This window comes from Allobosea sp. 10L417, from assembly GCF_056395485.1.
In genome coordinates this window covers 61,664-83,846 of sequence record NZ_JBFTJP010000012.1, presented here as the reverse complement: position 1 = coordinate 83,846, position 22,183 = coordinate 61,664, and the positions used below count along the sequence as shown (strand labels likewise).

Sequence of the window (22,183 nt, the reverse complement as noted above, 5' to 3'; positions counted from 1 at the left end):
ACCAACGACATGAACCCGATCGAACCGCTCATCCTCGGCGTTACAGTGGATCTCGGCGGCCGCGCCCACGGCCTTGCGACGAACTGGCGGCAACGCTGGGCGCGTTTGATCACGACGCTCGACGGCGTGGCCGAATTCGCGGTTCTGGAGGACGGCTTCGGCCGCCCGGACGGTGACGGCCCGGACGCCACCCTGCTCGCCAACTGGTTGGCGCCCCTGGCGCCGCGGATAGGCCTCATCGCGGGAGCGGCGCTCAACCTTGCCGAGCCTTTCCATGTCTCGACCGCGATCGCGACGCTCGACCATGTCAGCGAAGGCCGGGCCGGCCTGCTCGTGCAACGTTTGCGGAGTGAACGAAACGCGGCGGCATTCGCGGCGATCGGCCGTCTCAACGGCTTTCCCGATGCCGGAAGCGAAAAGGCGCTCGACCGTGATCTCGCCGACGCCATCGACGTCGTCCGGCGCCTCTGGGACAGTTGGGAGGACGACGCGGTCATCCGGGACACCCGCACGCAGCGCTATCTCGACGGTGGCAAGCTGCACTACGTCGACTTCGCAGGAGAGGCCTTCAAGGTTCTCGGTCCCTCGATCACCCCGCGCCCGCCGCAGGGGCAGCCGGTCGTCGCCGCGCGCTGGGCCCCCGGCGATGACGATACGACGGCCGTCCAGGCTGACCTCACCGTCCTGGGGATCGCGCACATCGCCGCCTTCAGGGAGCGCCCCGGCGCGAAGCAGACGCTGATCGTGGCCGAGCTCGGCGAGAGCGATACCCTGTTCGCGGCTTTGCGGCGGGCCGCCGCGGCCGGTGCGCGCGCGGTGAGCCTCACATTGTCGGGCGCGCCGGAGGAGGCTGAAGCCTTCGCGACCCATACCGCGCCGGCACTGCGCGCAGCCGGTCTCGTGCGGCCGGCGGCCGGAGGATCGCTGCGGCGGCGCTTCGGCCTGCCGGCGACGCCCAGCCGCTACGCATCCGCGGCCTGAAGACGAGGGTTGATGTCATGAGCAGGAAACAGGTCATCCTCGGCGCGCAGTTTCCCGGCGTGAATAATTTCACCGTCTGGAGCGACCCTCAGGCCGGCAGCCAGATCGCCTTCTCGTCCTTCCACCGCCTTGCCGAGACGGTGGAGCGCGGCAAATTCGACTTCATTTTCCTTGCCGAAGGCCTGCGCATCCGGGAGCAGAAGGGCCGTTTCCACGAGCTTGACGTGGCAGGTCGCCCCAACACCTTGGCCATCCTGACCGCGCTTTCCTCGGTTACCCACCATGTCGGTCTCATCGGCACACTGACCACGACCTTCAACGAGCCCTATCCGCTGGCGCGCCAGCTCGCCACGCTGGACATCCTCTCCGAAGGCCGCTCGGGCTGGAACGTCGTGACCTCTCCCGGGGCATTCACCGGCGCCAATTTCCGGCGCGGCGACCATCTGCCCTTCGCCCAGCGCTATGAACGCGCCCGCGATTTCATCGAGACCGCGCGCAAGATATGGGGCGGCGGTGCATTCGAAGCCCATGGAGCGCATTTCGACATTGCCGGGACGACCGACGCCGCGCCCTTGCCGCAGGGCAGGCCGGTCATCGCGCAGGCCGGCGATTCCGACGCCGGACGCGAGCTCGCAGCAAGCCATGCCGACCTGATCTATTCGCGCCACGGCACGCTCGATGAGGGGCAGGCTTTCTATGCCGACGCCAAGGACCGCCTCGCCCGGTACGGCCGCAGCCGCGATTCGCTGAAAATCCTGCCCGGGGCCAATTTCGTTCTCGGCGACACTCCGGAGGAGGCGAAGGCGCGCCACCGCGCCATCCGGCTCCAGCAGGTCAGCCCCAAGGGCGCGATCGTTTTTCTGGAGCAGGTCTGGAATCGCGATCTCTCCGCCTGCGATCCCGACGGCCCCTTGCCGGAGATCGAGCCGGATGTTTCTGCCCAACTCGCTCAAGGCCGCGCGAACCGCTACGATGACAGGCTCGAAACCGCCAAGGCCTGGCGCGAACTGGCCGAAGACGAGGGGCTCAGCATCCGCGACCTCATCATCCGCGTGACCGAGCGCAAGCAGTTCATCGGCACGCCGCATCAGATCGCAGAAGAGATCGACCGCCATGTGCAGGAGGACGCGGCCGATGGCTTCGTCTTCGCCCCGCATCTTACGCCGGGCGGTTTCGACGAATTCGTCGAGAAGGTCATCCCGGTGCTGCAGGATCGCGGCGTATTCCGCCGCGACTATCAGCACACGTCGCTGCGCGACCATCTCGGCCTCGCGGCCTGACGCCGCGGCCGAAGGCGGCGATGAATGAACGGATCGGCCTCATGAGCGCCACGACGGAGCATCTCTGTTACATCCCCAACGCCGTCGATTTCGGGCATCGCGGCGACACCGTCAGCGCCGACCACAACAGCCTGGAGACGCTGACGCGCCATGCCAGGGCGCTGGAGGAAAACGGCTGGGCCGGCGCGCTGATCGGCACGGGTTGGGGACGGCCCGACACCTTCACGCTCGCGACCGCGCTCGCCGTTCGCACGACGCGGTTCCAGCCACTGATTGCGATCCGCCCGGGCTACTGGCGCCCGGCTCATCTTGCCGCGGCCGGCGCGACGCTGGACCGTCTCAGCGACGGCCGGGTCCGTTTCAACATCGTTTCCGGCAAGGACGACCTTGCCGCCTATGGCGACAGCGAGGGCGACCAGGCCCACCGCTACGAGCGGACGCGGGAGTTCATGCGTCTCATCCGCCGCCTGTGGACGAAGGAGAATGTGACCTTCGAAGGCGCGTATTTTCGGGTCACGGATTCGACGGCCCAACCCCGCATCCGCGTCAGCGGCGATAGGCGGCATCCGCCGCTCTATTTCGGCGGTGCCTCGGAGGCGGCCGAGCGCGTCGCAGCGGTGGAGGCGGACGTTCAGCTCTTCTGGGGCGAGCCGCTTGACGACATCCGTCAGCGGATCGAGCGTCTCAAGGCGCTCTCCAGGCGGCTGGACCGCGATCTGCCTCCTCTGGAATTCGGCTTACGGATCACCACGCTCGTGCGCGACAGTTCTTCCGAGGCCTGGGCTGCGGCCGAGGCCAAGGTCGCGGAAATGGCGACGGGCAGCGGTGCGAGCTGGAATGATCACCGGCGCGGCGTCGCAGTCGGCCAACAGCGCCTCTTCGACCTGCAGGCCCGCGGTGGGGTGCTCGACAGCGCTCTCTACACCACGCCCGGAAAGTTCGGTGGTGGCGGCGCGGGGACGACTTGGCTGGTCGGCTCGGCGGAAGAAGTCGCGCAGTCCCTGCTCAAATACCGCGATCTGGGCATCACCAAGTTCATCCTGTCGGACACACCCTATCTACGCGAGATCGAACGGCAGGGCCGGACCTTGCTGCCCCTGTTGCATAACGGCCAGAGAGCCCGATCGGCCGATCGAGGAGCGACATGAACTACTTGCCCACCCGCCTCACGGCGGACGACATCGCGACGGATGCCTTCAAATCCGTGATGCGGAATGTGGCCGGCGCGGTGAGCATCGTCACCGCTTGCCATGGCGGCGGCAGGGCGGGCCTGACCGCGACCTCCGTCACCGCGCTATCCGCAGAGCCGCCGACGGTGATCGTCTGCGTCAACCGCACAGCCTCGGCCTGGCCTGTGATCGAGGCGGCCGGCCATTTCGCGATCAACGTGCTCGGCGCCCGGCACAGACCGATCGCCGACCACTTCGCGGGGCGTGGCGGCTTCAAAGGAGAGGCCCGCTTCGCCGGTGCGGACTGGGGGACGCTCGTGACCGGGGCCCCGACGCTCGACGGCGCCCTTGCCGTCATCGATTGCGACACGGAAGAGGCGCTCGAGCGTCACTCCCACACGATCCTCATCGGGCGCATCAAGGCGATCAGCCACGCCCAGAACGAGGGCGCGCTGCTCTATTGGCGCGGCGTCTACGGCCAGCTCGACGACGAATTGCAGGCCGGCGCCGGCATTTAGTGAAGGATGGCCGCAAGACACAGTGGTGCAAGTTCGGGCTCTTAGCCGGGCTGACGGCCACGGCAGGACATGTCGCAGTCTCCTGGCTCTGCGATGGCGACCGCATGGTGTCAGTGGTGGATCGAAGAGCCGTCGAACGGGCTGGCTCGAATGCGCGACAGTTCGGCCGCGACGAGTTCCGGCGAGGCGTCATCCTCGGTCCGGAAGGCGCGTCGTAGCCAGCCATTGGCGTCGACCAGAACCTGCGCTGGCGGCACAGGGCCGCCGGTGAGCGCGGCCAAGGCCACCGCCCAAGGCGCTGGATCCTCAACGGAGCAGCGCTCGGTGGCTCCGTCGACCTGAGCGAGCACGGTTTCACTCTCGCCGCCGCTCACTAGCAGCCACATCGGCTTGCCGTTTCCTGGCGAAAGCAGTGTTCCGTCGGCACAGCGGGCGTCGAAGCCCGGCACGCGCGCCGCGCCGGACCAGCTCATCTCGGCAGGCGAGAAAATGCGGGCGCGGGCGGTCGAATGCGGGTGCGGACCCGGTCTGTTCAAACGGGGACATTGGGGAGGATCTTCTGCGCAAAGGCCTTGGCGTCGGTGTTCTTGCGAATCACGTTGACGAGCTTGAGAACAGGGCGACGTCGTCGCGAAACGCCGCGCCGGTGGAATGATGGTCATGGGTGTGGCTGCGCAGGATCGCGGCTACCGTCTCGGGCGTGACCTTGGCCGGAACGAAGGGCGCGAAGATCTCGGCCCTCTCGTCGGGATTGGCCGCCGTCCAGGCCTGTGCCTCGACGATGGCGCGCGAGATCGCTCCGGCGACCTCGGGCTGGTTGCGGATCAGGGCGCCGCGCAGGCCGAGCACGCAGCAGGTCGATTTCGCGTACTGGCCTTCGAGATTAGTGGCGAGCTCGACGAGCTTGTCGCGTTCCCGGATCAGGTAGAGATGCGGATCGTCGCCGGCGAGCGCCTGGACTTCGCCCTTCTTCAGCGCTTCGCCGAACAGGTCCTGGGGAAGCTCACGTCCTTCTCGGGATCGAGCCCGATCTCGGCGAGGCGGATGGCGAAGAAATTCCGCACCGGGCTCGCCGGATCGGTCACGGCGACCGACTTGCCCTTGAGATCCTTGAGGCTACGGATGTTGGCGGTTTCGGGCACCAGCAGCCGCATCCATCATCTCACGCTCGCTTCCGCGCAACCTCGGCCCGAGGCAGATGGGCCTTATCCCACGGCAGGAGAGGTCTTTGCTTCCAAAGCGCGGCGACGAGGGAAGAACGAATCCACCGTGAGAGCAGTCGGCTGGTCTTTCCAGTTGGGTCCGCGCCGACGCTCAGGCCGAACGCTTGGCTGGCTCGGGCGGATCGAAGCGGCTGGGAACCGGGGCGAGACCGAGCCGGTCGCGCAGCGTTCCATCGCGATAGTCGCTCCTGAACAGGCCGCGCTTGCGCAGCAGCGGCACCACCTCATCCGCAAAGACCTCGAACTGTGCCGGCAGGATCGGCGGCATGACGTTGAAGCCGTCCGAGGCGCCCGAGGTGAACCAGTCCTCGATGATGTCGGCGATCTGTTCCGGCGTCCCCGTCGCGGTAAAATGCCCCCTCGCGCCGGCGAGGCTGTGGAGCAGGCCGCGCAATGTCGGGCGCTCGCGTGCGACCAGTGCGGTGATTGACTGGGACCGGCTGCGAGAAGCCTGAACCTGCGACGGGTCGGGGAAATCCGCCACCGACAGGACGTCGTCGAGATTGAGATGCGAGAAGTCATGGCCACCGAAGCGGCTCGACAGCCTGGCCAGTCCAACGCTCGGATGAGACAGCTCGTTCAGCTCCCCCCACACCCGCTTCGCCTCCGCCTCGGTCGAGCCGATAGCGGCGCTGAGACCAGGGAGGATGACGATTTGGTCGGAGCTTCGGCCGCGCGCGCGGGCCTGCGTCTTGATGTCGGCATAGAATTCAACGGCGCTTTCCTTGGTGAGATGTGCCGTGAAAATCGCCTCGGCGTAGCGCGCCGCGAAGGCGCGCCCGTCCTTTGACGCTCCAGCCTGAACGAAGACCGGCCGCCCCTGAGGGGAGCGCGGAATGTTGAGCGCTCCAGCGACGCTGAAATGGCTGCCGCGGTGCTCGGCGCGCCCGACCCGCTCGGGCAGGGCGTAGGTCCCACCCGCACGGTCATCGACGATCGCGTCCCGGGCCCAACTGTCCCAGAGCTTGGACACCGCCTCGACGAAATCGTGGGCGCGCGCATAGCGCTGGTCGAGGCCGACCTGAGAGTCCTGACCGAAATTGACGGCAGCGCCCGGCGCCCATGAGGTGACGATGTTCCAGCCAACGCGCCCGCCGCTGATATGGTCCAAAGAAGCGAACTGGCGAGCGAGATTATAGGGCTCGTTATAGGTGGTCGACGCGGTGGCAATCAGCCCGATACGGCTCGTCGCGGCGGCAAGCGCCCCCAGCAGCGTGATCGGCTCCAGCTCGCCCCGCGCCGCATGGGCAAGCTCGTCACCGAGCGCGAGCTGGTCGGCGAAGAAGATCGAGTCGAGCTTGGCCGCTTCCGCCGCCAGCGCGAGGTCGCGATAATAGGAGAGATCGCTCAACGCCTTCTTGGTCGAGGCGGGATGGCGCCAGGCGGTTTCGTGATGGCCCCGGCCGTTGATGAAGAGATTGAGGTGGAGTTCGCGTGCCATGACGGTCGATCCTCTGGGTGGCGGCTAGACGGCGTCGGTGACGCCGAGCGCTGCGAGCAGTTCGCCGCGCAAGGTTTCGAAATCGGGATCCTTCAGGCGTGGATGCGCCAGGGCGACCGGGCGGTCGACGACGATGCGGCCGTCCTCCATCACCAGAACGCGGTCGGCGAGTTTGATCGCCTCGTCGACATCATGTGTGACCAGCAGCACGGTCGGCTGATGCTGGCGGATCAGGCGGAAGAGCAGATCGTGCATCCTGATGCGCGTCAGGGCATCGAGGGCGCCGAAGGGCTCGTCGGCCAGGAGCAGGCGTGGCTGACGCACTAGCGAGCGCGCCAGCGCGACTCGCTGTTGCTCGCCGCCCGAGAGAGCGTTCGGCCACGCGTCCTCGCGTCCGCCGAGCCCGACATCGGCAAGAGCCGTGCGGCCACGCTCGTCCGCATCCGCCCTGCGCAGGCCGAAGACGACATTCTGCAGCGCATTCTTCCAGGGCAGCAGCCGGGAATCCTGAAAGAGAACCGAACGGTCGGCGGGCACGCTGATCCGGCCTTCGCCTTCGACGCCGTCGTCGAGACCGGCCAGGGCCCGCAGCAAGGTGCTCTTGCCCGAGCCGCTCTTGCCGATCAGCGCGACGAACTGGCCGGGAGCGAAATCGAGCGAGACGTCGCTGAGCACGCTGCGCCCGGAAAAGCGACGGGTGACACCACGCAGGCTGACGGCGGCGGGACCATGGCCCTGTGGCAGGTTGAGCGGATGGGCGGACGCATTCATGAGGCGAGCGCCTTGCGGTAGGACAGCGCACGCCGCGCCCAAAACCTCACCGCGAAATCCGAGCCCAGACCGAGGATGGCATAGATGGCGAGGCCGACGACGATGACATCGGTCTGGCCATAGTCGCGGGCGCGGTTCATCAGATAGCCGATGCCCTCTGTGGTGTTGATCTGCTCCAGCACGACGAGCGCCGTCCAGCAGGTGGTGACGGCCAGTCTCAGGCCCGTGAAGAAGCCGGGCAGCGCGCCCGGCAGCGCAACCTCGCGCAGGAAGGCGCTACGCGAAAGCCCGACGCTGCGGGCGAGCTCGACATGGCGGATGTCGATGCCTCGCAGCGCCGCATGCGTGTTGATGTAGATCGGCACCAGCACACTAGAGGCGATCAGCGCGATCTTCATCGCCTCGCCGATACCGAGCCAGAGAATGGCGAGCGGGATCAGAGCCAGCGTCGGCACGGCGCGCTTGATCTGGACGAGCCCGTCGAGAGAGGCCTCGCCGATGCGGCTAAGCCCGGCCGCGAGTGCCATCGTGAGCCCTATCGCGACGCCGATGCCGAGGCCGAGATAGGCCCGCTTCGCCGAGGCGAGGAAATGGTCGGCCAGCGTACCGTTGCTCAGGAGTTCGAAGCCGGTCAGGACCGCCGTCGACGGCGCTGCCAGGAATTTCGGCGAGAGCCAGCCGAGGCTCGACGCCAGCTCCCAGATGACGACCAGCGCAATCGGGCCGAACAGGATTCCGCCGGGGGGAAGTCGCGAGGGCGCGAGCTGCGGCGGCCGCGGCTCCTGCGTTCCGGCGGAGCGCTCCCAGGCGTTCGCGTCGGCCTGGAAGCCTGTGGCATAGGTTATCAGGCTCATGGCATCCATCCGTTCCGAGCAGGGCTTCAGTTGATCTTGGTGCCGATGACCTCATCGAAGCGCAGGTCGAATTCCTCCCGCGCATCGAGGCGCTTCGGCAGGTCGCCGGCTTCGTGGATCACGTCGATCAGCGATTGCTGCTTGGCGATCAGGCTGGCGAGCCGCGGAAACTGGAACTCGCCCTCGGATTCCACGATCTTGCGGCCATCGGTCGGCTTCAGGTTCTGGCGCTTGACGTAATAGGCATCCACCCAGGCATCGACATTCTGGTGCGACCAGCGGCTGGCGTCGATCCAGCCTGCCACGAATTCGCGGATTGCCGCCGCCTTCGCCGGGTCGTCGAGGGCTTTCTGGCTGGCGTAGAGATAGGTCAGGCTCTTGGGCAGGCGGTCGTTCTGCGCCTTGGGCAGGGCGCTGGCGCCGCGATCGGCGAAATCGGCGAGGTAGCGCGAGAAATGCGGCTCGTTGAGTGCGGCGACATCGACCTGCCCGGTCCGGATAGCATCTGGAAAGTCTGCAGCCCTGAGGGGCACGAGCTTCACGTCCTTGCGCGTCAGGCCCGCGAGCTTCAGCGCGTTGAGCACGAAGGGCTGGCGCCCCGTGCCTTCGCCATAGGCGATACTCTTGCCCTTCAGCTCCTCGAGGCTGCCGATCTTCAGGCCGGCGCGGACCGCGAGGAAATAGTCGGTCTCGGAAGAGACGCGCGCGGCGACGATCGGGATCTTCTCGCTGGCGGCATGGGCCTGTATCGGCGGCGTGTTCCCGACGGTGGCGAGGTCGAGCGCTCCGGCGCGGAAGGCTTCGAGGATCGCCGGACCGCCGAGAAAATTGGCGTAGGTCACGTCGCTCGACAGCTTCGCCTGCACGCCCGAGGCGCGGATCAGTGTCTGCAAAGCCTCGTTCTGATCGGCCACAACCAGTTTCGTCCCGGCAGGGATGTGTTGGGGAAGAAGTGCCCCCTGAGCCGCTGCGCCAGCGATGGCGTGGGAGACGAAAGGGAGAAGCAGCGACGCCTTCAGCAGCGCACGGCGGCCGGCTTGGACATGCTTGGACCACCCAGTCGCATCTGCCATGGTCGTCCCCTTTGCAGATTGGTTGCGTCGGCGATCACCGCTGACCTCACCAAATCCTGCAAAAGAATCGTTTGTTTAGTCAAACGAATGTTCTTTTTAAGATACGATATAAATCCGAAGAACCTTCCAAGCCTCTTATGGGATTCAGGAAGGAATGGGTCGTTCAGCCTGATGCGCGTCCTGCGAGCTATCCGATCTGCAGTCGCGTCGCCCACTGTTGGGGTGATCTCGCGCCAGTAGCGGACTTCGAGATTCTGCCAGAATGCGGACGTGCCCCGGTTGGGCCGCCGGCATGGATTTTCGTCTTTGGTCCAGATCCTAGTCTGAAGCTTAGCGCTCCGGCTTCAACGTTGCGAGAACCTTCCGAAGGCCAGGCTCTTCGACCAGATCCGATGCGTCCTCCAAGCTGAACCAATGTCGAAGGCGCTGCGCTTCCTCCGGCCAATGGGCTAGCTGTTGTGTCACGTGCATTGGGTAAAGCCGAACCTTGCAGAGGCTGAAGCTCGCCTGCAGCCGCTTCCAGTAAAGAAATCGCCCCACTGGCTTTCTCTTGACGGGCCCAACGACACCAGCCTCCTCCAGAGCCTCTCTGCCGGCGGCCTCATGAGCCTTGAGCTTCTTGATCGGCCACCCTTTCGGAACGGTCCAACGCTTAGTGGAGCGCGTCGTCACGAGCAATATTTCCCATTGTCCCGCCGCATTTCTACGCAGCGGCAGCGCACCCACCTGCAGCTTCGCTTTGCCTTGGAGCTTCTTCATGAGCGGGTCGTTTTCATCGAGCGTCGCCGAGGCCAGAATGGCCGCCCAATCAAGCTTGAGACAACATGCGGGCGCGGGCCGACCACGCAATTTTTGAATCACGGGGACAAGCGTCCACGTGAATTGTCCGTGACACGTGCGCGATCCCGATCCAGGTCAGCCTGTCCTCAAAGGCAATATGCGGAGCGTGGCGAGGCGCGCAGTTTGTAGCGGGCAGCGGAATCCAACCATGACACCCGAGCAGAAATCTGGCTTGACCCGCCTGATGGTCCAGTGGCCTGACAAGGGATTGAACTTGAGCAACTCGCGAATGGCCCTCTTATCGAACTACTTGAATGCTATGAACTCGCGGCAGTAGCGTTCGGCTATTGAAGCGATGAGCGCGGATCGGAGGCTCGCGCGGTTGCAAACGATTATCAGGAGCTTCTGAAAGCCATCGAGGACGAAGTAACTGATGCTCTGGCCCTTCGATCACGGGGCGCCGGGCCATCATGACCAACCTGACCAATAATCGACCCAGTCAGTCATACGAGGCCCGATCCGCCCGGCCGTCGTGCGCCAGAGTCGGACATTGGGCGATCACCCGGAACCGGACATGCCAAGCCGAAAGCAGCCTGCTCCTTGGCGGGTGCTCAACTTTGCTTGAGGTCAAACTCAAGCTGGCCGCCTTCCTTTGGCACCATCGGACTGCGATTGTGCGGGTCATGATGCGTGGAAAGGCAGGTTACCACTGGAGATTGTGGTGCATTGCGCTCTTCAGTTTCGGCCTGAACAGCGGAGCTCACAGCGAACCAGGCGGTAGATTGCGTACTTCGCCGGATGTCCTTGCCGATCCGCCGCGGTACGGGCCGGCCGGCATCTACGCGACAATTCCCCCTCGGGATGAATTCGGGCGAGATCAACTCGCGATGTTCCGCGCATGGAATTCAAATCCACTGGCAAACCACGAGGCGAATCTTCGGGCCATCCGACCAATCCTCGCCAAAGTCGTGCGGAAGGCGCAAGCCGATAATCCAGGGCTGCGCTTCGTGATCGGCTCCGGGAGACGTGACCGCAAACAGCAACGCATGGCGGTTGCCTGGGGCTGGTCATTGACTAGTGCCAGCTCGCACCGGTCGGGCAAGGCAGTGGACCTATGGCCGCTCGATCAGACGGGACAGATCGTCTTTGATCCGGAAATTCAGAATCGGATTGCTGACGCGCTGGCGCAGGCCGGACGTGAATTGGGCGTATCGCTCCGATGGGGTGGTCATTTCCACGGCTACAAGCATATGGACCGCTCGCATTTCGAGCTTGTCTCGCCGAACGCCCGCAAGCGGTGATCTGAGCAGCCGTCGCCGCTGCCAAATCCCGGCAGCGCGCCGAGCACCACAAGCTTTTTCCAGAAGCAGTTCGGGCTCCGTGGTAAAGTAATTCAGCCCAGAGCCAAGCTCATTGTTTCCATCGGCCGTGTCTAAGCTGCGCCAATAGCTGAACTCAGCTGCGCGGTATAAACCGGACATTCAGCGCGATGCGTTGTCTCCCATTTAGTTCCAACGCGACAACGGGGTGCCTCCAAGGTGTCGTATGCTCCACAGTGTCGCGGAAGACTTGCCGTGTCAGTTGCTCGATACGGACAGTCCCGCAAGCAACGGTGCGTAGACAGCGAACCTGTGGGAAGCGAATTCCATGAACAGCCGAACGCGCTTGGTTTTGCGGGTCTCGCCATGGGTGAGGAGCCAGAGCACGCCGTTGCGCTGCGGCAGGATACCTGGCGCTCGGGTCAGCTGGGGATCGGAGTCGCCGACAAAGCACGGCAGCCTCGTCAAGCCGATCCCTTGGCGAACCGCGGCTATTTGCGCCTCGGCGTCCGGGGTCCTGAAAGGTACCTCGGCAGTTCGGATCTCGCCCGCGCGAGCCCAGTCCGGGATGCCGTGATCGTTAATGACGATCGGCCGGATGGGCCTCTGCGCGCCCGCCCGCCACTTCGCCAGCAGGTCGCGGGACAGGTAGACCCCGCTGGCCAGTTCCGGTCCCATCAGGCCGTGGAGATTGAGCGGGAGGGTCTTGCGGTCGACGACGAAGCGGATCGCCACATCGGCCTCTCGATTGGTCAGGTTCGCGACCTCCCCGGTCGACATGATTTCGATCTCGATTTCGGGGTGCAGGCGCGCGAAATCAGAGAGGTCCGGCATGAACAGATGCGTCGCGAGGAAAGGCGGCAGCGTCAGCCGCAAGAGGCCGCGCGCGCTCCGGTCGCGCCCGAACACGCGCGCCTCCAGTTGGTGTGACGAGGTCTCCATCTGCTCGGCGAACTCCAAAACCTCCTCTCCCGCCGTCGTCAGGCGGTAGCCCGTCGGCAATTTCTCGAACACTCCCGCCCCGAGCCGCTGCTCCAGTTTAGCGACGCGCCGCAGCACGGTCGCGTGGTTCACGGCGAGGCGCTCGGCGGCGGCCCGCACTGAGCCGGCGCGCGCGACGGCCAGAAAATAGCGAACATCGTCCCAATCGATCATAGCATAATCCTGCACCGGAAAGGTGCCTCTTCAAAGCTCGGGCGCAGTGATCCGATGTTGCCATCCAATTCACCCGGTTAGTTTTCGCACCACCGATGTTCACGCCTCCGCACTCACCGTCGCGTGCCGCCAGGGCCATCTCGGGGCTCTCGGGTCGTCCTCTCACGGCCACGAAGGAACCCAAAGGAGACGATCATGGGTAAGCTGGACGGTAAGGTCGCGGTCATCACGGGCGGGTCGAGCGGCATGGCGCTGGCGAGTGCCAAGCGGTTTGTCGACGAAGGCGCCTATGTCTTCATCACCGGTCGGCGGCAAGAGGCGCTTGACGAGGCCGTCAAGCAGATCGGCCGTAACGTCACCGCCGTTCAAGGCGACATGGCCAATCTCGACGACCTCGATCGGTTGTTCGACACGGTGAAGCAGGAGAAGGGCAGGATCGACGTCCTCTACGCCAGCGCCGGCATCGGCGAGGCGGCGCCGCTGGGCGAGATCACGCAAGAGCTCTTCGACAAGACCTTTGGCCTCAACGCGCGCGGCACGCTGTTCACGGTGCAGAAGGCGCTGCCGCTGTTCAACGACGGCGGGTCGATCTTCATGACTGGCTCGGTGGCCTCACTGAAGGGCTTTCCCGGCTACAGCGTCTACGCGGCGAGCAAGGCGACGCTGCACGCCTTCGCGCGAGGATGGCTCAACGAGCTGAAGGGCAGAAACATCCGGGTGAACGTGCTGCACCCGGGACCGATCGCCACCCCGATGCAGGACGAGGTTCTGACCGAGGAGGCGAAGAAGATGTTCGAGTCCCTGATCCCGCGAGGGACGATGGGCCTTCCCGAGGAGATAGCGGGAGCCGCGCTGTTTCTGGCGTCCAACGACTCCAGCTTCGTCAACGGCATGGAGCTGTCCGTCGACGGCGGCTTCTCGGCCATCTGAGGCGCTGCCCGAAAATCCCCGCCCGACAGAGACCAGATGGCTGCGCCGTTGATGGCCGGGCCATCCCTCCCTCCTATATCGGAGACCATCATGAGCTACGCGATCATCGGCTTCGGCAAGATCGGCCAGGCCCTGGCCCACGCCTTCGCCCGCAGGAACTTCGAGGTGGCCGTCGCCAGCCGCCGCCCGCCCGAGGCCCTAGCTCTGCAGGCCCGGGCGATCGGCCCCAAGGTCGTCGCCAAGTCCCGGCAAGAGGCCCTCAAGGCCGATACGATCTTCCTGGCGATCAGGTCCGACTCGCATCCGGACCTCGCCAAGGCTTTGCCAAGCTGGGAACACAAGACCCTCGTCGATGCGACCAACTCCCAGGCTCCGCTGGAGGACATGGACGGCCTGCTGTCTTCCGCCTTCGTGGCGAAGCTCTATGCCGGCGCCAAGGTCGTCAAGGGGTTCAACCACCTGGGCGCAGCGGCTCTTGCAATGGACCCGGTCGTGGCGGGCGGCCATCGGGTCGTGTTCCTGTCGAGCGACGACGAGGACGCGGCCGCATCCGTGGCAGCCCTGGCCAGGCAGCTCGGCTTCGCCCCCGTCAATCTGGGGCGGTTCGACGAGGGCGGCGCGCTGGTTCACGCCAGCGGCTCCGTCTGGGGCGCGCTGATCTTCCAGAACATGTTCAAGAAGGAGCAGTAGAGGATTGGCTGGCAGTTCGTGCGAGGGGTGTATCCTCCGCCCCTTCCCTTGATCATGTGGCTGGAACGCGCCCAACCTAACCTTCCGCGCTGAGTTCAGGCAGGCAACCTGAAGATGGCCCCTGTGAACGTTGGCAATAAGCTCGCCCTCCCCCTGCAGGGGCTGGTGTCGGCGTTGCCGACCGGCTTGCCAGCTGGCAAACATTCCCAAGGGTGGAAGCGGGCCAGAAGCGCCGGATTCTGGTCGGACCAGATGCGCCAAATGCCGACATTGCGCAGTCGCTTGGGAGCACACATTCTCGCGGCCCTTAGGGACCGCGTTTGCCACGTCCTCGATCACTGCGGCCAGTGCACAAATAACGTCTTTCCTCAGGCCCGGATCAGATTCCGCCGCCGCTGTGCCTTCCTGCTTCTTTGTAACGGGTGAGCTTCATCGGTATCGAGGCACTTTGGGGCAATCTATTTTCTGTTAGCGAAAGAAAATGGGTCTCATCTGCAGACCGAGTCCGTCAGTGGCCGAGGAAGAACCGGATCATTTCCCGCGAGGCGTCGGGCCCCTTCGCGTCTACGAAGCTTCCGGTCCGGTCTCCACCCGACCAGGCGTGCCCGGCACCCTCCACCACCCAATACTCCGCGGTGGCCGATCCGGTCTCGGGCCCGACCACCCTGCGGACGACCTCTCTGCCGTTGACGACGGTGCCGGTGATCAACTCGGGCGAACGACCGGATTGTACTCCTGCCTTTTGGAACAGCGCCTCACCATTTGAGGGGTGAACAGTGGCATCCGCCGTGCCGTGGAAGATGATCTGCCTGATGGCGCCAGCTTTCGCTCGAGGTGCTGTCTTCGCGTTGCCCTTCATCGCGGCAAACGCCGACATGACGTCGTTGGCGGCGCCGTGTGGCAAGCCGGAATGGATGCCGGCGGCCGAGAAGACGTCGGGATAAGTGGAGGACAGCACATCCGCCATGGCGCCGCCCGCAGACAGGCCTGCAACAAAGACTCGTTCCCGATCGAGGCCGAATTCCGCGCTCAAGTCCTGCGCCAGCCCGGCCAGAACGGCGGGCTCACCGGCCCCGCGCCGCTGATGACGAACGTCGAACCAGTTCCAGCAACCCTGGGAATTGGCCGAACGCAGTTGATGAGGGTAAGCGACGACGATGCCGAATTCTTCGGCTAGCGCATTCATCCGAGTGCCCCGCGCAAAATCATCGGGGTCCTGGGTGCAGCCATGCAGCATCACGAGCAGAGCGAGTTTCCGCTCGGCATGACCCTCTGGCACGTAGAGCTTGTAATTCAGGGAGCCGGCTCCGTTGCGGTAGCTGCGCGTGCGAAAGCGACCGTCATCGTCTCCGGCCTCGGCCGGGTGACGGCGCGTGCCGGTCCGTTCGGCGAATTGGGTCCGTACGGCCCCGAGGGATTTGAGGGTCTCTCCCAGGCCCCACGTTCCATGAGCCTTGAAACCGGCCGATTCCGCTTGTCCCTCTTTGCGGCGTGTCCATGTCTGGGGCGGAGTTCCGGTTAGCGCGCGCTGGATGGTGGCGGTCGCGCCGACGAGATCGGCCGTCTTGAGACGTGACATGGCTTCGCCGAGGGCGGAGCGGATGCGCGTGTTCATGGGGTGTCCTTTTTCAGCTCAGTCGGTCGGCCAGAGCCGCCTTGATTTCGGGAGCGGCATGCAGCGCGCCTAGCACGGTGAGAGAGGCGATCGTCTCCCGGGCAAGCTCAGGGGAGACATCCGCCTCAATGACGGCCAGACCCAGGACGCGAATCTCCAGTCGTTCGCCGGCGGCCTTGACCGCCTCAAGATCGCGCCGGGTGAATGTCCTCAGGCCGAGTTCGAGAGACAGCCGCGTCGTGGCCTGCGCCGCGACATCGGCATGGCTAGAAAGCTGGTTTCGGATCGCCGTGCGAATGAAGTCGGACCGATTCGAGTAGAAGCCGTCCCTGACCAGCAGGTCGATGCGGCCGAGATCGACGAAGCCGAGATTGAGAGTCAGTTTCTCGCTATCGGGGGTTTTCATCAGGCATCCATATACCATCCACATGGATGGTATATGGATGCTTGGCGCCGAAGCGCAAGACCGCTGGCGCAGCTCAGGATGCGGAGACCAGCGAGCCCCCACATTATGCTGACTGCCAGACCGCCGGTGTGTGCGGATGCACATCATGGCATCACGCCTTCAACAAGGACCCGTCGACGGCGAGATGACTGGACCAGTTGTCGCGATGGCCGGCGAGCGACCTCAAGGCGGCTTCGAACATGACGACAAATTATCCCGAGCGCAAAAATGACCCCGATGGCAAATGCCGTCGGGGTCTGATGCAGCGGCGTGATCAGGCGGCCTTGGCGACAGCCGCCGAGTTCGCAGGCGCGCCGAGCTGGGTCAGGGTCTTGTCCGTCTTGGTTTCCTCGGCGAGGACGTCGCAGGTCTTGCCTCGCGGTGCCTTGCCGATGATCTCGAAGACCTGGCCGAGACGCGCGACATGTCCGTCGGTTTTGTCGCGATGGGTCTCGAAGGCCTTCTTCAGCTCGGGCGCCTTGGCGACCTTGGCCATCTTGGGCAGCGCCTTAAGAATCTGCTTCTCGGCGTAATAGACGTCCTTGAGCATGTGGAGGAACATCTCATCCAGCGGCTTCGGGGTCGTGGCCATGGGTGGTCCCCGGATTGTTCGGGCTCCCGCAGGTCACGCATGCCAGCCCGCTCGATGGCAGAAATATGGACGAAGACGGCCTGGCTGCCGTCATCCGGCTGGATGAAACCGAAGCAGCCCTTGGTGGAATTGAACCATTAACGTTGCCGTTGTCCTGAAAACCCTCTTTGTGACGAACTCTGTCGCTCGCCGACAGGATGTCGAGCGAGTTCAGAACGATCTCGAAGAGGGGTCATCATCGATGCCGAGCCGAAGCGCGAGAAAAACAAAAAAAGCCATCCAGGCAATCTCGATATAGCGATATCCATCTGCTAAATTTTTGGGACACAAATAAAAATACCATAGTTGTGGGTTCTTCAAAATCGGAATTCTTGTTTTCCGCACGAATTCGGCACGGTATTACAATATTCTTTTATCAGATATATTTTCAAGATCGTACGGTTTGCGCGAAATCGACGTCGATGAGGCGAACAGACTGAATAAATCCCCACAGATGGGCAAGGCATGGTAGGATACATCTCAGCTCCAGAAGCTGCGTGCATCAAGGAGTCATCATGCCCCATCGATATGTGATCGGCGACGAAGTTTCCCTCGCCTTCGGCTTTTTCGACCGAGACGCTGCCGGCACCTACGACGTCACCAGGCTCCTCCCGACTTCGCTGAACGGCGAGCCACAATATCGGATCAAGGGCAAAGACGATCGTGAGCGAGTGATCGGAGAGGGGCAGATCATGGGCAATGGGCACCTCAGAAATGCCAAGCCGCGGAGCAGCCATAATCCCATTACGGCGATGTTCGACCGCCTGGACCGCGCGAAGTAGCGTCTTGCCGAGCAGCGAAATCGTATGCCGCTGGCAGCTAATTCGCGCGCAGGAGAACGGAACATCATGAGCGAACGACGCGAACTCTACCGCGGTCCAAATGGCGAAAGCTGGTATCTGGGGAGAGAACCGGCCACCGGAAATGCCTTCGTTATACACCAGCCAAACGGGCCTTCGGGAGGTCAACTCAGTCATATCGCGCTAGGAGCGTTTCTCGAAGAAGGAACCAAGGAGCGGCCAGAGCAACGCGCGTTGCTGCGCCTAATTGCGACATTGGTAGACGTCCCTCCATTCGGAACGCGCGGTGTGCCGCCGGAGAATGACTGACGCCTTCGAGGCTCCGCGACGAGCGAGCCACCCAAGGGACGGCTGGCAACTTATGTCAGCTTCCCCGAATTCAACGAACAGCAAGGTCAGATGAAAAAGCACAACGAGCAGGCTGTGTGGGCGATCCGCGGGTGGGACTGGAATCGTACGTCAGAAAGCGTCGTGTTGAACAGAGGCCAACAAACGAGGGGGAGGCCCTACCTCCGGAGGTCGCATCCATAGATCCGCGTGTAAGTGATCGAGCGCCTCGCTTAGACGTCGTGGGCGCGTCGGTGAGGCGCGCCCGCGACATAAAATGTCTGGAAGAGCTGTCAGCATGCGCTCTATAGGTTTGACATGTTTCGCTTCCTGCACAGCGCCGATCTGCACTTGGGCAAGCCGTTCGGCTCCATGCCAGAGGAGTTGAGAGGCCGGTTGCGTGACGCAAGGCATACGGTCCTTGATCGCCTCGCGGCCAAGGCCCGATCAGGCGGTGCCGAGACCGTATTGCTGGCCGGGGACACATTCCACACGGAAACCCCCAGTCCTGCGATTCTTCGCCAAGCGCTCGCGGCCATGGCCGGCCACCGTGATCTGCGTTGGTTTATTCTCCCAGGTAACCATGACTCCTTGGCAGCCGATGAGCTCTGGTCTTCGGCGAGTGCGGGACTTCCGGCCAATGTCCATCTCGCGCTTGCCCCCACCCCAACGGCGCTCGCCGACGATGTAGTCCTGTTGTCGGCCCCCTGCACAACACGACGCCCCGGCCGCGATCTGACGGAATGGATGAGCTCGGCCGCGACAACAGATGGCACCATCCGCATCGGGCTGGCACATGGTGCGGTTCAAAGCTTTTCCGAAGAGGAAGCTGCGACCGACATCATTGCGCCTGATCGAGCCGCCCGCGCACGTCTGGACTATCTCGCGCTAGGCGATTGGCACGGCCAACTGAGCGTTGGAACGCGAACCTGGTACTCTGGCACGCCCGAACCCGACCGATTCAAACACGATGAACCTGGGCGAGCACTGCTCGTGGCGGTGGCAGCACATGGTGCAGAACCAGCGATCGAAGCCGTACAAACGTCGCTGTTTGATTGGCGAACGATCCAGCTCGACTGCCTTCCCGGCGAAGCTGGGGCGGGCAATCTGCTCAGCAGATGTCCCGATGGACCAGCACGTCGACAAACCCTGCTGCGCATCCTCGCCGCGGGGCGGGCAGGGCCGCAAGCAAGATTGGAACTCGACGCCGCTGTTGCAGCGATCGCGCCCGAATTTGCTCTCATGCAGTTCGATGCAGAAGCTTTGGTGACCGAATGCGAAGTCGGGGATCTCGATCTCATCGACCGTGTCGGAGCGCTGCGACGAGCAGCCGAGCATCTTCTTTCTGAATGTCATGACGATACTCGGTCAGCGGGGGAGCGGGAAGTCTCCCGACAGGCGCTGACCCGCTTGTTTTCCTATTGCGCGGGTGTGCTGGCATGAAGCTGACGCCGCTGCGCCTGCACAACGTTCGCCGCTTCGGCGGGAGGGGCGTCCGGATTGAAAACATCGGCGAAGGTGTCAACGTTCTCTGCGCCGCAAATGAATATGGGAAATCGACCTGCTTCGATGCGTTGCACGCCCTGTTCTTCCAAGCTCATACTGGAACGCCTAGTGCGGTGCAGGCTCTCCGGCCGTATAGCGGGGGCAGCCCCCTCGTCGAGGCTGACCTTCTGACAGCTGACGGCGCATTCCGGCTGACAAAGCAGTTTTACAGCGGGCGGCGAGCACAAGTCCGCGAACGCGATAGCGGGCGCTTGATCGCGCAAGCGGATGAAGCAGAACGCTTCATGTCGAACTTGGTGCGTGGCGGTACTGGCGGTCCCGCGGGGCTCCTCTGGGTTCGTCAAGGAACGACCGGTATCGAAAAGCGCGCCAAGTCGGATGATGAAACCGAGAGAAGGGCCCGAGAGACGGTCCTGACATCCATTCAAGGCGAAGTTGAAGCTTTGACTGGTGGCCGACGGATGTCGCATGCGCTCGCCGCCTGCGAAGCCGAATTGACACGACTTGTCACGACCACAGGTAAGGCAAAAACAGGCGGTCCCTACGCGGTCGCGTTGGAAGAGCAACAGCGGCTCAGGGAGTTGGAGGCTCGCCTCGGCGGTGAAGTCGTCGAGTTGCGCGCGGCTCTGGACCACCGCCGATCTGTGCGGGGGCGGCTGGCAGAGATCGACACTCCAGAGCAGGAGCGTGATCGTCATGCTGCTCTGGCCGATGGCGAGGCGATTCTAGCGTTGGCCAAAGCCCATCGCTCGGAGCTCGACGCAGCTCGGAGCGGCGAGGCTCTCGCCCGCAACGAACTGGAAGCGGCGCGTTTTGCTCTGTCGACCTTTCAACAGTCTCTGGCGCGCCATAACGAACTCGTCGATTTGCTGATGGCCGCCGAAGCTGATCGGGATGCGCATCGCACGCAACACCACGAAGCGAAGTCGGCGGCTACGCAGGCTTCTGCCAATGTTATTGCCGCCGAGCAGAACGAACGAGAACAGCGGGATTATGTGGCGGCACTCGAAAAGTCCGTTCGCGCCACGTCAGCAGCCAGCCGACTGGCGCTCGTTCGGAAGGCGCGAGACGACGCCGACGCAGCGCGCAAAGATGTCGAAGTCATCCAAGCATCGATCAAGAACCTGACCTTACCGCCCAAAAAGCTCGCGGAACTCGGAGAAATCGAGGAACATCTCGCTGGACAACGGGCAGCCGAGCGAGCCCAGGCACCGCTCCTACGTGTGGAATATTCAACTGGGGTCGATGCGGCAGTCTCGATCGATTCTGCCATATTGCAGCATGGCGAAGAACGACCACTGCTGGGTACCACCCTCATCGACATCGTGAACGTCGGCCGGCTGTCGCTATCGGTGCCTCGATCGGAAAAGACTGAGCGTGACATCGTCGCGCTGAAGGCTCGCCAGAGTGCTTTGCTGGCGGAAATGGGCATCGAGAGCCTGGCCGCAGGTCGACAGAGAGAGGCGCAACTGCGAGACCTAAGCAACCAGTTAGCCCTCGCTCGTCAACGCTTCGACCTCCTCGCGCCAACGGGGTGGGGCGCGCTTGACGAAGAGATTGTCCGGTTAGAAGCCGAAGTCGCGGACTCCAGCCAAGTCACCGGCGACCTCGGCGTGGCACGAGCAGCCGCGCGTGAGGCGGAAGCTCTTATGCGATCGACAAGAGAGGCCGCTACAGCGGCCCGAGCGCGGGCGGAGCTGCTCGCGACGAGCATGGTCGAAGCCGAGCGGCGGGTGGCGGCCCTCGCTTCTTCGCTCGCCGCCATCCGTGAAACTCTGGGTGCGACGGTTGAGTGGTCGGAGCGAGAGGAGGACCTCAAGCGCGCCGAGAAGGAAGCGTCAGCCAAATTCCAGCGGATCGCCGAACATGCTGCTGAAATGGCGGCGCGCAATAGCGACTTGCCCGCGGCCGAGGCCAGATATGCGCGGATGCGTTCATTGGTAGAGGCGGCCAGGAGCGAGATCGTCCGGCTGCGGGAGGAAGCTGCAGGCCTCAACGGCCGTATTCAAACCCGTGCGGAATCCGCCATCGAGGAAGCCTGGCAGGAAGCGCGTGACAAACTCTCAGAGGCGGACCGGAAGGTCGCTGTTCTGAGCCGCGAGGTCGCAATTCTAACTCGTCTGCGAAGCGCTCTAGAAGGCGCCCGCTCGGAGGCGCGGGATCATTATTTTGCTCCCGTACTTCAGGAGCTGCGCCCCTTGCTCGGCCTACTCTTCGACGACGCCGACGTGACGTTCGATGAGGACACGTTGCTGCCGCGAGCAGTCGAACGCAACGGCCTCGAGGAAGAGGTTGGGTTTCTCAGCGGCGGCATGCGTGAGCAGTTGGCTATCCTCACGCGTCTCGCTTTCGCGCGGCTGCTCGCCAAGGACGGACAGATCACACCCGTAATCCTGGACGATGCGCTGGTCTATTCCGATGACGACCGCATCGAAAAGATGTTCGACGCTCTCCATCGGCAGGCTCAAAGCCAACAGATCGTCGTGTTTTCGTGTCGCCAGCGCGCCTTCGCCCGACTGGGCGGGAATGTGTTGCACACGGTTCCCTGGGACCCTGTCGCAGCTTCCTAATCGAGGAGCCACCGGAATATATCCCGGCCTCAGTGCTTCCGGCGCCCGCCGTCTGGCTTGGGTTTGCAGAGCGGCGAACCGTACTGCGGAACTGGTCCGCATACC

The 22,183-nt window shown here is 63.9% G+C and carries 23 protein-coding genes and 1 pseudogene; 11 read left to right on the top strand and 13 right to left on the bottom strand.

All coding sequences use genetic code 11. The features are described 5' to 3' along the window. Window positions 1–9: 9 nt before the first annotated feature. From AC1DE3_RS24180 to AC1DE3_RS24165, 4 genes are read left to right on the top strand one after another with little or no spacing between them, the layout of a single operon-like run. Entirely contained in the window at window positions 10–981 is a 972-nt protein-coding gene (locus AC1DE3_RS24180; protein WP_476797779.1) for an LLM class flavin-dependent oxidoreductase, read from the top strand. 17 nt (window positions 982–998) lie between these two features. Further along, on the top strand, window positions 999–2,261 hold the full coding sequence (locus tag AC1DE3_RS24175; protein WP_441514128.1) for an LLM class flavin-dependent oxidoreductase: 1,263 nt from the start codon (window positions 999–1,001) through the stop codon (window positions 2,259–2,261). 41 nt (window positions 2,262–2,302) lie between these two features. Further along, entirely contained in the window at window positions 2,303–3,409 is a 1,107-nt protein-coding gene (locus AC1DE3_RS24170) for an LLM class flavin-dependent oxidoreductase (RefSeq protein ID WP_476797780.1), read from the top strand. Further along, complete coding sequence (locus AC1DE3_RS24165; RefSeq protein WP_441514126.1) at window positions 3,406–3,948, top strand: flavin reductase family protein; 543 nt, start codon at window positions 3,406–3,408, stop codon at window positions 3,946–3,948. The genes AC1DE3_RS24170 and AC1DE3_RS24165 overlap by 4 nt, the downstream gene beginning before the upstream one ends. A gap of 110 nt (window positions 3,949–4,058) precedes the next feature. Here AC1DE3_RS24165 and AC1DE3_RS24160 read toward each other — a convergent pair whose 3' ends face one another. The 8 genes from AC1DE3_RS24160 to AC1DE3_RS24125 form a co-directional block, all read right to left on the bottom strand. Beyond that, the gene (locus AC1DE3_RS24160; protein WP_476797781.1) at window positions 4,059–4,484 is read right to left on the bottom strand and encodes a hypothetical protein; all 426 of its coding nucleotides are present in this window, start codon (window positions 4,482–4,484) and stop codon (window positions 4,059–4,061) included. 58 nt (window positions 4,485–4,542) lie between these two features. Next, window positions 4,543–4,923, bottom strand: a complete 381-nt coding sequence (locus AC1DE3_RS24155; protein ID WP_441514210.1) for an ABC transporter substrate-binding protein — start codon at window positions 4,921–4,923, stop codon at window positions 4,543–4,545. Continuing rightward, the gene (locus tag AC1DE3_RS24150; protein WP_441514124.1) at window positions 4,920–5,102 is read right to left on the bottom strand and encodes a PhnD/SsuA/transferrin family substrate-binding protein; all 183 of its coding nucleotides are present in this window, start codon (window positions 5,100–5,102) and stop codon (window positions 4,920–4,922) included. The genes AC1DE3_RS24155 and AC1DE3_RS24150 overlap by 4 nt, the downstream gene beginning before the upstream one ends. Before the next feature lie 160 nt (window positions 5,103–5,262). Then, on the bottom strand, window positions 5,263–6,612 hold the full coding sequence (locus AC1DE3_RS24145) for an LLM class flavin-dependent oxidoreductase (protein WP_441514123.1): 1,350 nt from the start codon (window positions 6,610–6,612) through the stop codon (window positions 5,263–5,265). Window positions 6,613–6,636: 24 nt separating this feature from the next. After that, entirely contained in the window at window positions 6,637–7,383 is a 747-nt protein-coding gene (locus AC1DE3_RS24140) for an ABC transporter ATP-binding protein (protein ID WP_441514122.1), read from the bottom strand. Beyond that, window positions 7,380–8,237: an ABC transporter permease gene (locus AC1DE3_RS24135; protein ID WP_476797782.1), complete on the bottom strand. Its 858-nt coding sequence runs from the start codon at window positions 8,235–8,237 to the stop codon at window positions 7,380–7,382. The genes AC1DE3_RS24140 and AC1DE3_RS24135 overlap by 4 nt, the downstream gene beginning before the upstream one ends. 26 nt (window positions 8,238–8,263) lie before the next feature. Then, window positions 8,264–9,310, bottom strand: a complete 1,047-nt coding sequence (locus AC1DE3_RS24130) for a PhnD/SsuA/transferrin family substrate-binding protein (protein WP_476797783.1) — start codon at window positions 9,308–9,310, stop codon at window positions 8,264–8,266. Window positions 9,311–9,640: 330 nt separating this feature from the next. Continuing rightward, window positions 9,641–10,171: an NUDIX hydrolase gene (locus AC1DE3_RS24125; protein WP_476852824.1), complete on the bottom strand. Its 531-nt coding sequence runs from the start codon at window positions 10,169–10,171 to the stop codon at window positions 9,641–9,643. 389 nt (window positions 10,172–10,560) lie between these two features. Here AC1DE3_RS24125 and AC1DE3_RS24120 point away from each other — a divergent pair, with 389 nt between their 5' ends. Next, window positions 10,561–11,391, top strand: a complete 831-nt coding sequence (locus tag AC1DE3_RS24120; RefSeq protein ID WP_476852823.1) for a M15 family metallopeptidase — start codon at window positions 10,561–10,563, stop codon at window positions 11,389–11,391. Window positions 11,392–11,667: 276 nt separating this feature from the next. Here the strand turns inward: AC1DE3_RS24120 and AC1DE3_RS24115 are convergent, their stop codons facing one another. Continuing rightward, a complete protein-coding gene (locus tag AC1DE3_RS24115; protein WP_476797786.1) occupies window positions 11,668–12,564 on the bottom strand; it encodes a LysR family transcriptional regulator in 897 nt (298 codons plus the stop codon). Window positions 12,565–12,759: 195 nt separating this feature from the next. Between AC1DE3_RS24115 and AC1DE3_RS24110 the strand changes: the two genes are divergently transcribed. After that, window positions 12,760–13,494 carry an SDR family NAD(P)-dependent oxidoreductase gene (locus AC1DE3_RS24110; protein WP_441514116.1) on the top strand — a complete coding sequence of 245 codons (735 nt, stop codon included), beginning with the start codon at window positions 12,760–12,762 and terminating at the stop codon, window positions 13,492–13,494. Window positions 13,495–13,584: 90 nt separating this feature from the next. Next, window positions 13,585–14,184, top strand: a complete 600-nt coding sequence (locus tag AC1DE3_RS24105; protein WP_476797787.1) for an NADPH-dependent F420 reductase — start codon at window positions 13,585–13,587, stop codon at window positions 14,182–14,184. A 508-nt stretch (window positions 14,185–14,692) separates the two neighbouring features. Here AC1DE3_RS24105 and AC1DE3_RS24100 read toward each other — a convergent pair. The 4 genes and pseudogenes from AC1DE3_RS24100 to AC1DE3_RS24085 form a co-directional block, all read right to left on the bottom strand. Further along, the gene (locus tag AC1DE3_RS24100; RefSeq protein ID WP_441514114.1) at window positions 14,693–15,799 is read right to left on the bottom strand and encodes an extracellular catalytic domain type 1 short-chain-length polyhydroxyalkanoate depolymerase; all 1,107 of its coding nucleotides are present in this window, start codon (window positions 15,797–15,799) and stop codon (window positions 14,693–14,695) included. Window positions 15,800–15,812: 13 nt separating this feature from the next. After that, window positions 15,813–16,205: a CopG family transcriptional regulator gene (locus AC1DE3_RS24095; RefSeq protein ID WP_441514113.1), complete on the bottom strand. Its 393-nt coding sequence runs from the start codon at window positions 16,203–16,205 to the stop codon at window positions 15,813–15,815. Window positions 16,206–16,518: 313 nt separating this feature from the next. Next, complete coding sequence (locus tag AC1DE3_RS24090) at window positions 16,519–16,836, bottom strand: YciE/YciF ferroxidase family protein (RefSeq protein WP_476797788.1); 318 nt, start codon at window positions 16,834–16,836, stop codon at window positions 16,519–16,521. Window positions 16,837–16,850: 14 nt separating this feature from the next. Further along, window positions 16,851–16,940: pseudogene (locus AC1DE3_RS24085) on the bottom strand (cold-shock protein); the annotation flags it as partial. Between the two features lie 450 nt (window positions 16,941–17,390). Here AC1DE3_RS24085 and AC1DE3_RS24080 point away from each other — a divergent pair. The 4 genes from AC1DE3_RS24080 to AC1DE3_RS24065 all read left to right on the top strand — a co-directional run bounded on the left by AC1DE3_RS24080 (window position 17,391) and on the right by AC1DE3_RS24065 (window position 22,078). Further along, window positions 17,391–17,657: a hypothetical protein gene (locus AC1DE3_RS24080; RefSeq protein WP_441514111.1), complete on the top strand. Its 267-nt coding sequence runs from the start codon at window positions 17,391–17,393 to the stop codon at window positions 17,655–17,657. 66 nt (window positions 17,658–17,723) lie between these two features. Then, window positions 17,724–17,984, top strand: coding sequence for a hypothetical protein (locus AC1DE3_RS24075; protein WP_441514110.1), 261 nt, complete (start codon window positions 17,724–17,726; stop codon window positions 17,982–17,984). A gap of 336 nt (window positions 17,985–18,320) precedes the next feature. Next, entirely contained in the window at window positions 18,321–19,445 is a 1,125-nt protein-coding gene (locus tag AC1DE3_RS24070) for a metallophosphoesterase family protein (RefSeq protein ID WP_476797790.1), read from the top strand. Beyond that, window positions 19,442–22,078 carry an AAA family ATPase gene (locus AC1DE3_RS24065; protein WP_476852822.1) on the top strand — a complete coding sequence of 879 codons (2,637 nt, stop codon included), beginning with the start codon at window positions 19,442–19,444 and terminating at the stop codon, window positions 22,076–22,078. Before AC1DE3_RS24070 ends, AC1DE3_RS24065 begins: the two co-directional genes overlap by 4 nt. Window positions 22,079–22,183 lie beyond the last annotated feature (105 nt).

What these genes read in the sequence shown, in the direction of transcription:
- AC1DE3_RS24180 (WP_476797779.1), top strand. Translation starts at nt 10, where the DNA reads ATGAACCCGATCGAACCGCTCATCCTCGGCGTTACAGTGGATCTCGGC.
- AC1DE3_RS24175 (WP_441514128.1), top strand. Translation starts at nt 999, where the DNA reads ATGAGCAGGAAACAGGTCATCCTCGGCGCGCAGTTTCCCGGCGTGAAT.
- AC1DE3_RS24170 (WP_476797780.1), top strand. Translation starts at nt 2,303, where the DNA reads ATGAGCGCCACGACGGAGCATCTCTGTTACATCCCCAACGCCGTCGAT.
- AC1DE3_RS24165 (WP_441514126.1), top strand. Translation starts at nt 3,406, where the DNA reads ATGAACTACTTGCCCACCCGCCTCACGGCGGACGACATCGCGACGGAT.
- AC1DE3_RS24150 (WP_441514124.1), bottom strand. Translation starts at nt 5,102, where the DNA reads ATGCGGCTGCTGGTGCCCGAAACCGCCAACATCCGTAGCCTCAAGGAT.
- AC1DE3_RS24145 (WP_441514123.1), bottom strand. Translation starts at nt 6,612, where the DNA reads ATGGCACGCGAACTCCACCTCAATCTCTTCATCAACGGCCGGGGCCAT.
- AC1DE3_RS24140 (WP_441514122.1), bottom strand. Translation starts at nt 7,383, where the DNA reads ATGAATGCGTCCGCCCATCCGCTCAACCTGCCACAGGGCCATGGTCCC.
- AC1DE3_RS24135 (WP_476797782.1), bottom strand. Translation starts at nt 8,237, where the DNA reads ATGAGCCTGATAACCTATGCCACAGGCTTCCAGGCCGACGCGAACGCC.
- AC1DE3_RS24130 (WP_476797783.1), bottom strand. Translation starts at nt 9,310, where the DNA reads ATGGCAGATGCGACTGGGTGGTCCAAGCATGTCCAAGCCGGCCGCCGT.
- AC1DE3_RS24120 (WP_476852823.1), top strand. Translation starts at nt 10,561, where the DNA reads ATGACCAACCTGACCAATAATCGACCCAGTCAGTCATACGAGGCCCGA.
- AC1DE3_RS24115 (WP_476797786.1), bottom strand. Translation starts at nt 12,564, where the DNA reads ATGATCGATTGGGACGATGTTCGCTATTTTCTGGCCGTCGCGCGCGCC.
- AC1DE3_RS24110 (WP_441514116.1), top strand. Translation starts at nt 12,760, where the DNA reads ATGGGTAAGCTGGACGGTAAGGTCGCGGTCATCACGGGCGGGTCGAGC.
- AC1DE3_RS24105 (WP_476797787.1), top strand. Translation starts at nt 13,585, where the DNA reads ATGAGCTACGCGATCATCGGCTTCGGCAAGATCGGCCAGGCCCTGGCC.
- AC1DE3_RS24100 (WP_441514114.1), bottom strand. Translation starts at nt 15,799, where the DNA reads ATGAACACGCGCATCCGCTCCGCCCTCGGCGAAGCCATGTCACGTCTC.
- AC1DE3_RS24095 (WP_441514113.1), bottom strand. Translation starts at nt 16,205, where the DNA reads ATGAAAACCCCCGATAGCGAGAAACTGACTCTCAATCTCGGCTTCGTC.
- AC1DE3_RS24090 (WP_476797788.1), bottom strand. Translation starts at nt 16,836, where the DNA reads ATGGCCACGACCCCGAAGCCGCTGGATGAGATGTTCCTCCACATGCTC.
- AC1DE3_RS24080 (WP_441514111.1), top strand. Translation starts at nt 17,391, where the DNA reads ATGCCCCATCGATATGTGATCGGCGACGAAGTTTCCCTCGCCTTCGGC.
- AC1DE3_RS24075 (WP_441514110.1), top strand. Translation starts at nt 17,724, where the DNA reads ATGAGCGAACGACGCGAACTCTACCGCGGTCCAAATGGCGAAAGCTGG.
- AC1DE3_RS24070 (WP_476797790.1), top strand. Translation starts at nt 18,321, where the DNA reads ATGTTTCGCTTCCTGCACAGCGCCGATCTGCACTTGGGCAAGCCGTTC.
- AC1DE3_RS24065 (WP_476852822.1), top strand. Translation starts at nt 19,442, where the DNA reads ATGAAGCTGACGCCGCTGCGCCTGCACAACGTTCGCCGCTTCGGCGGG.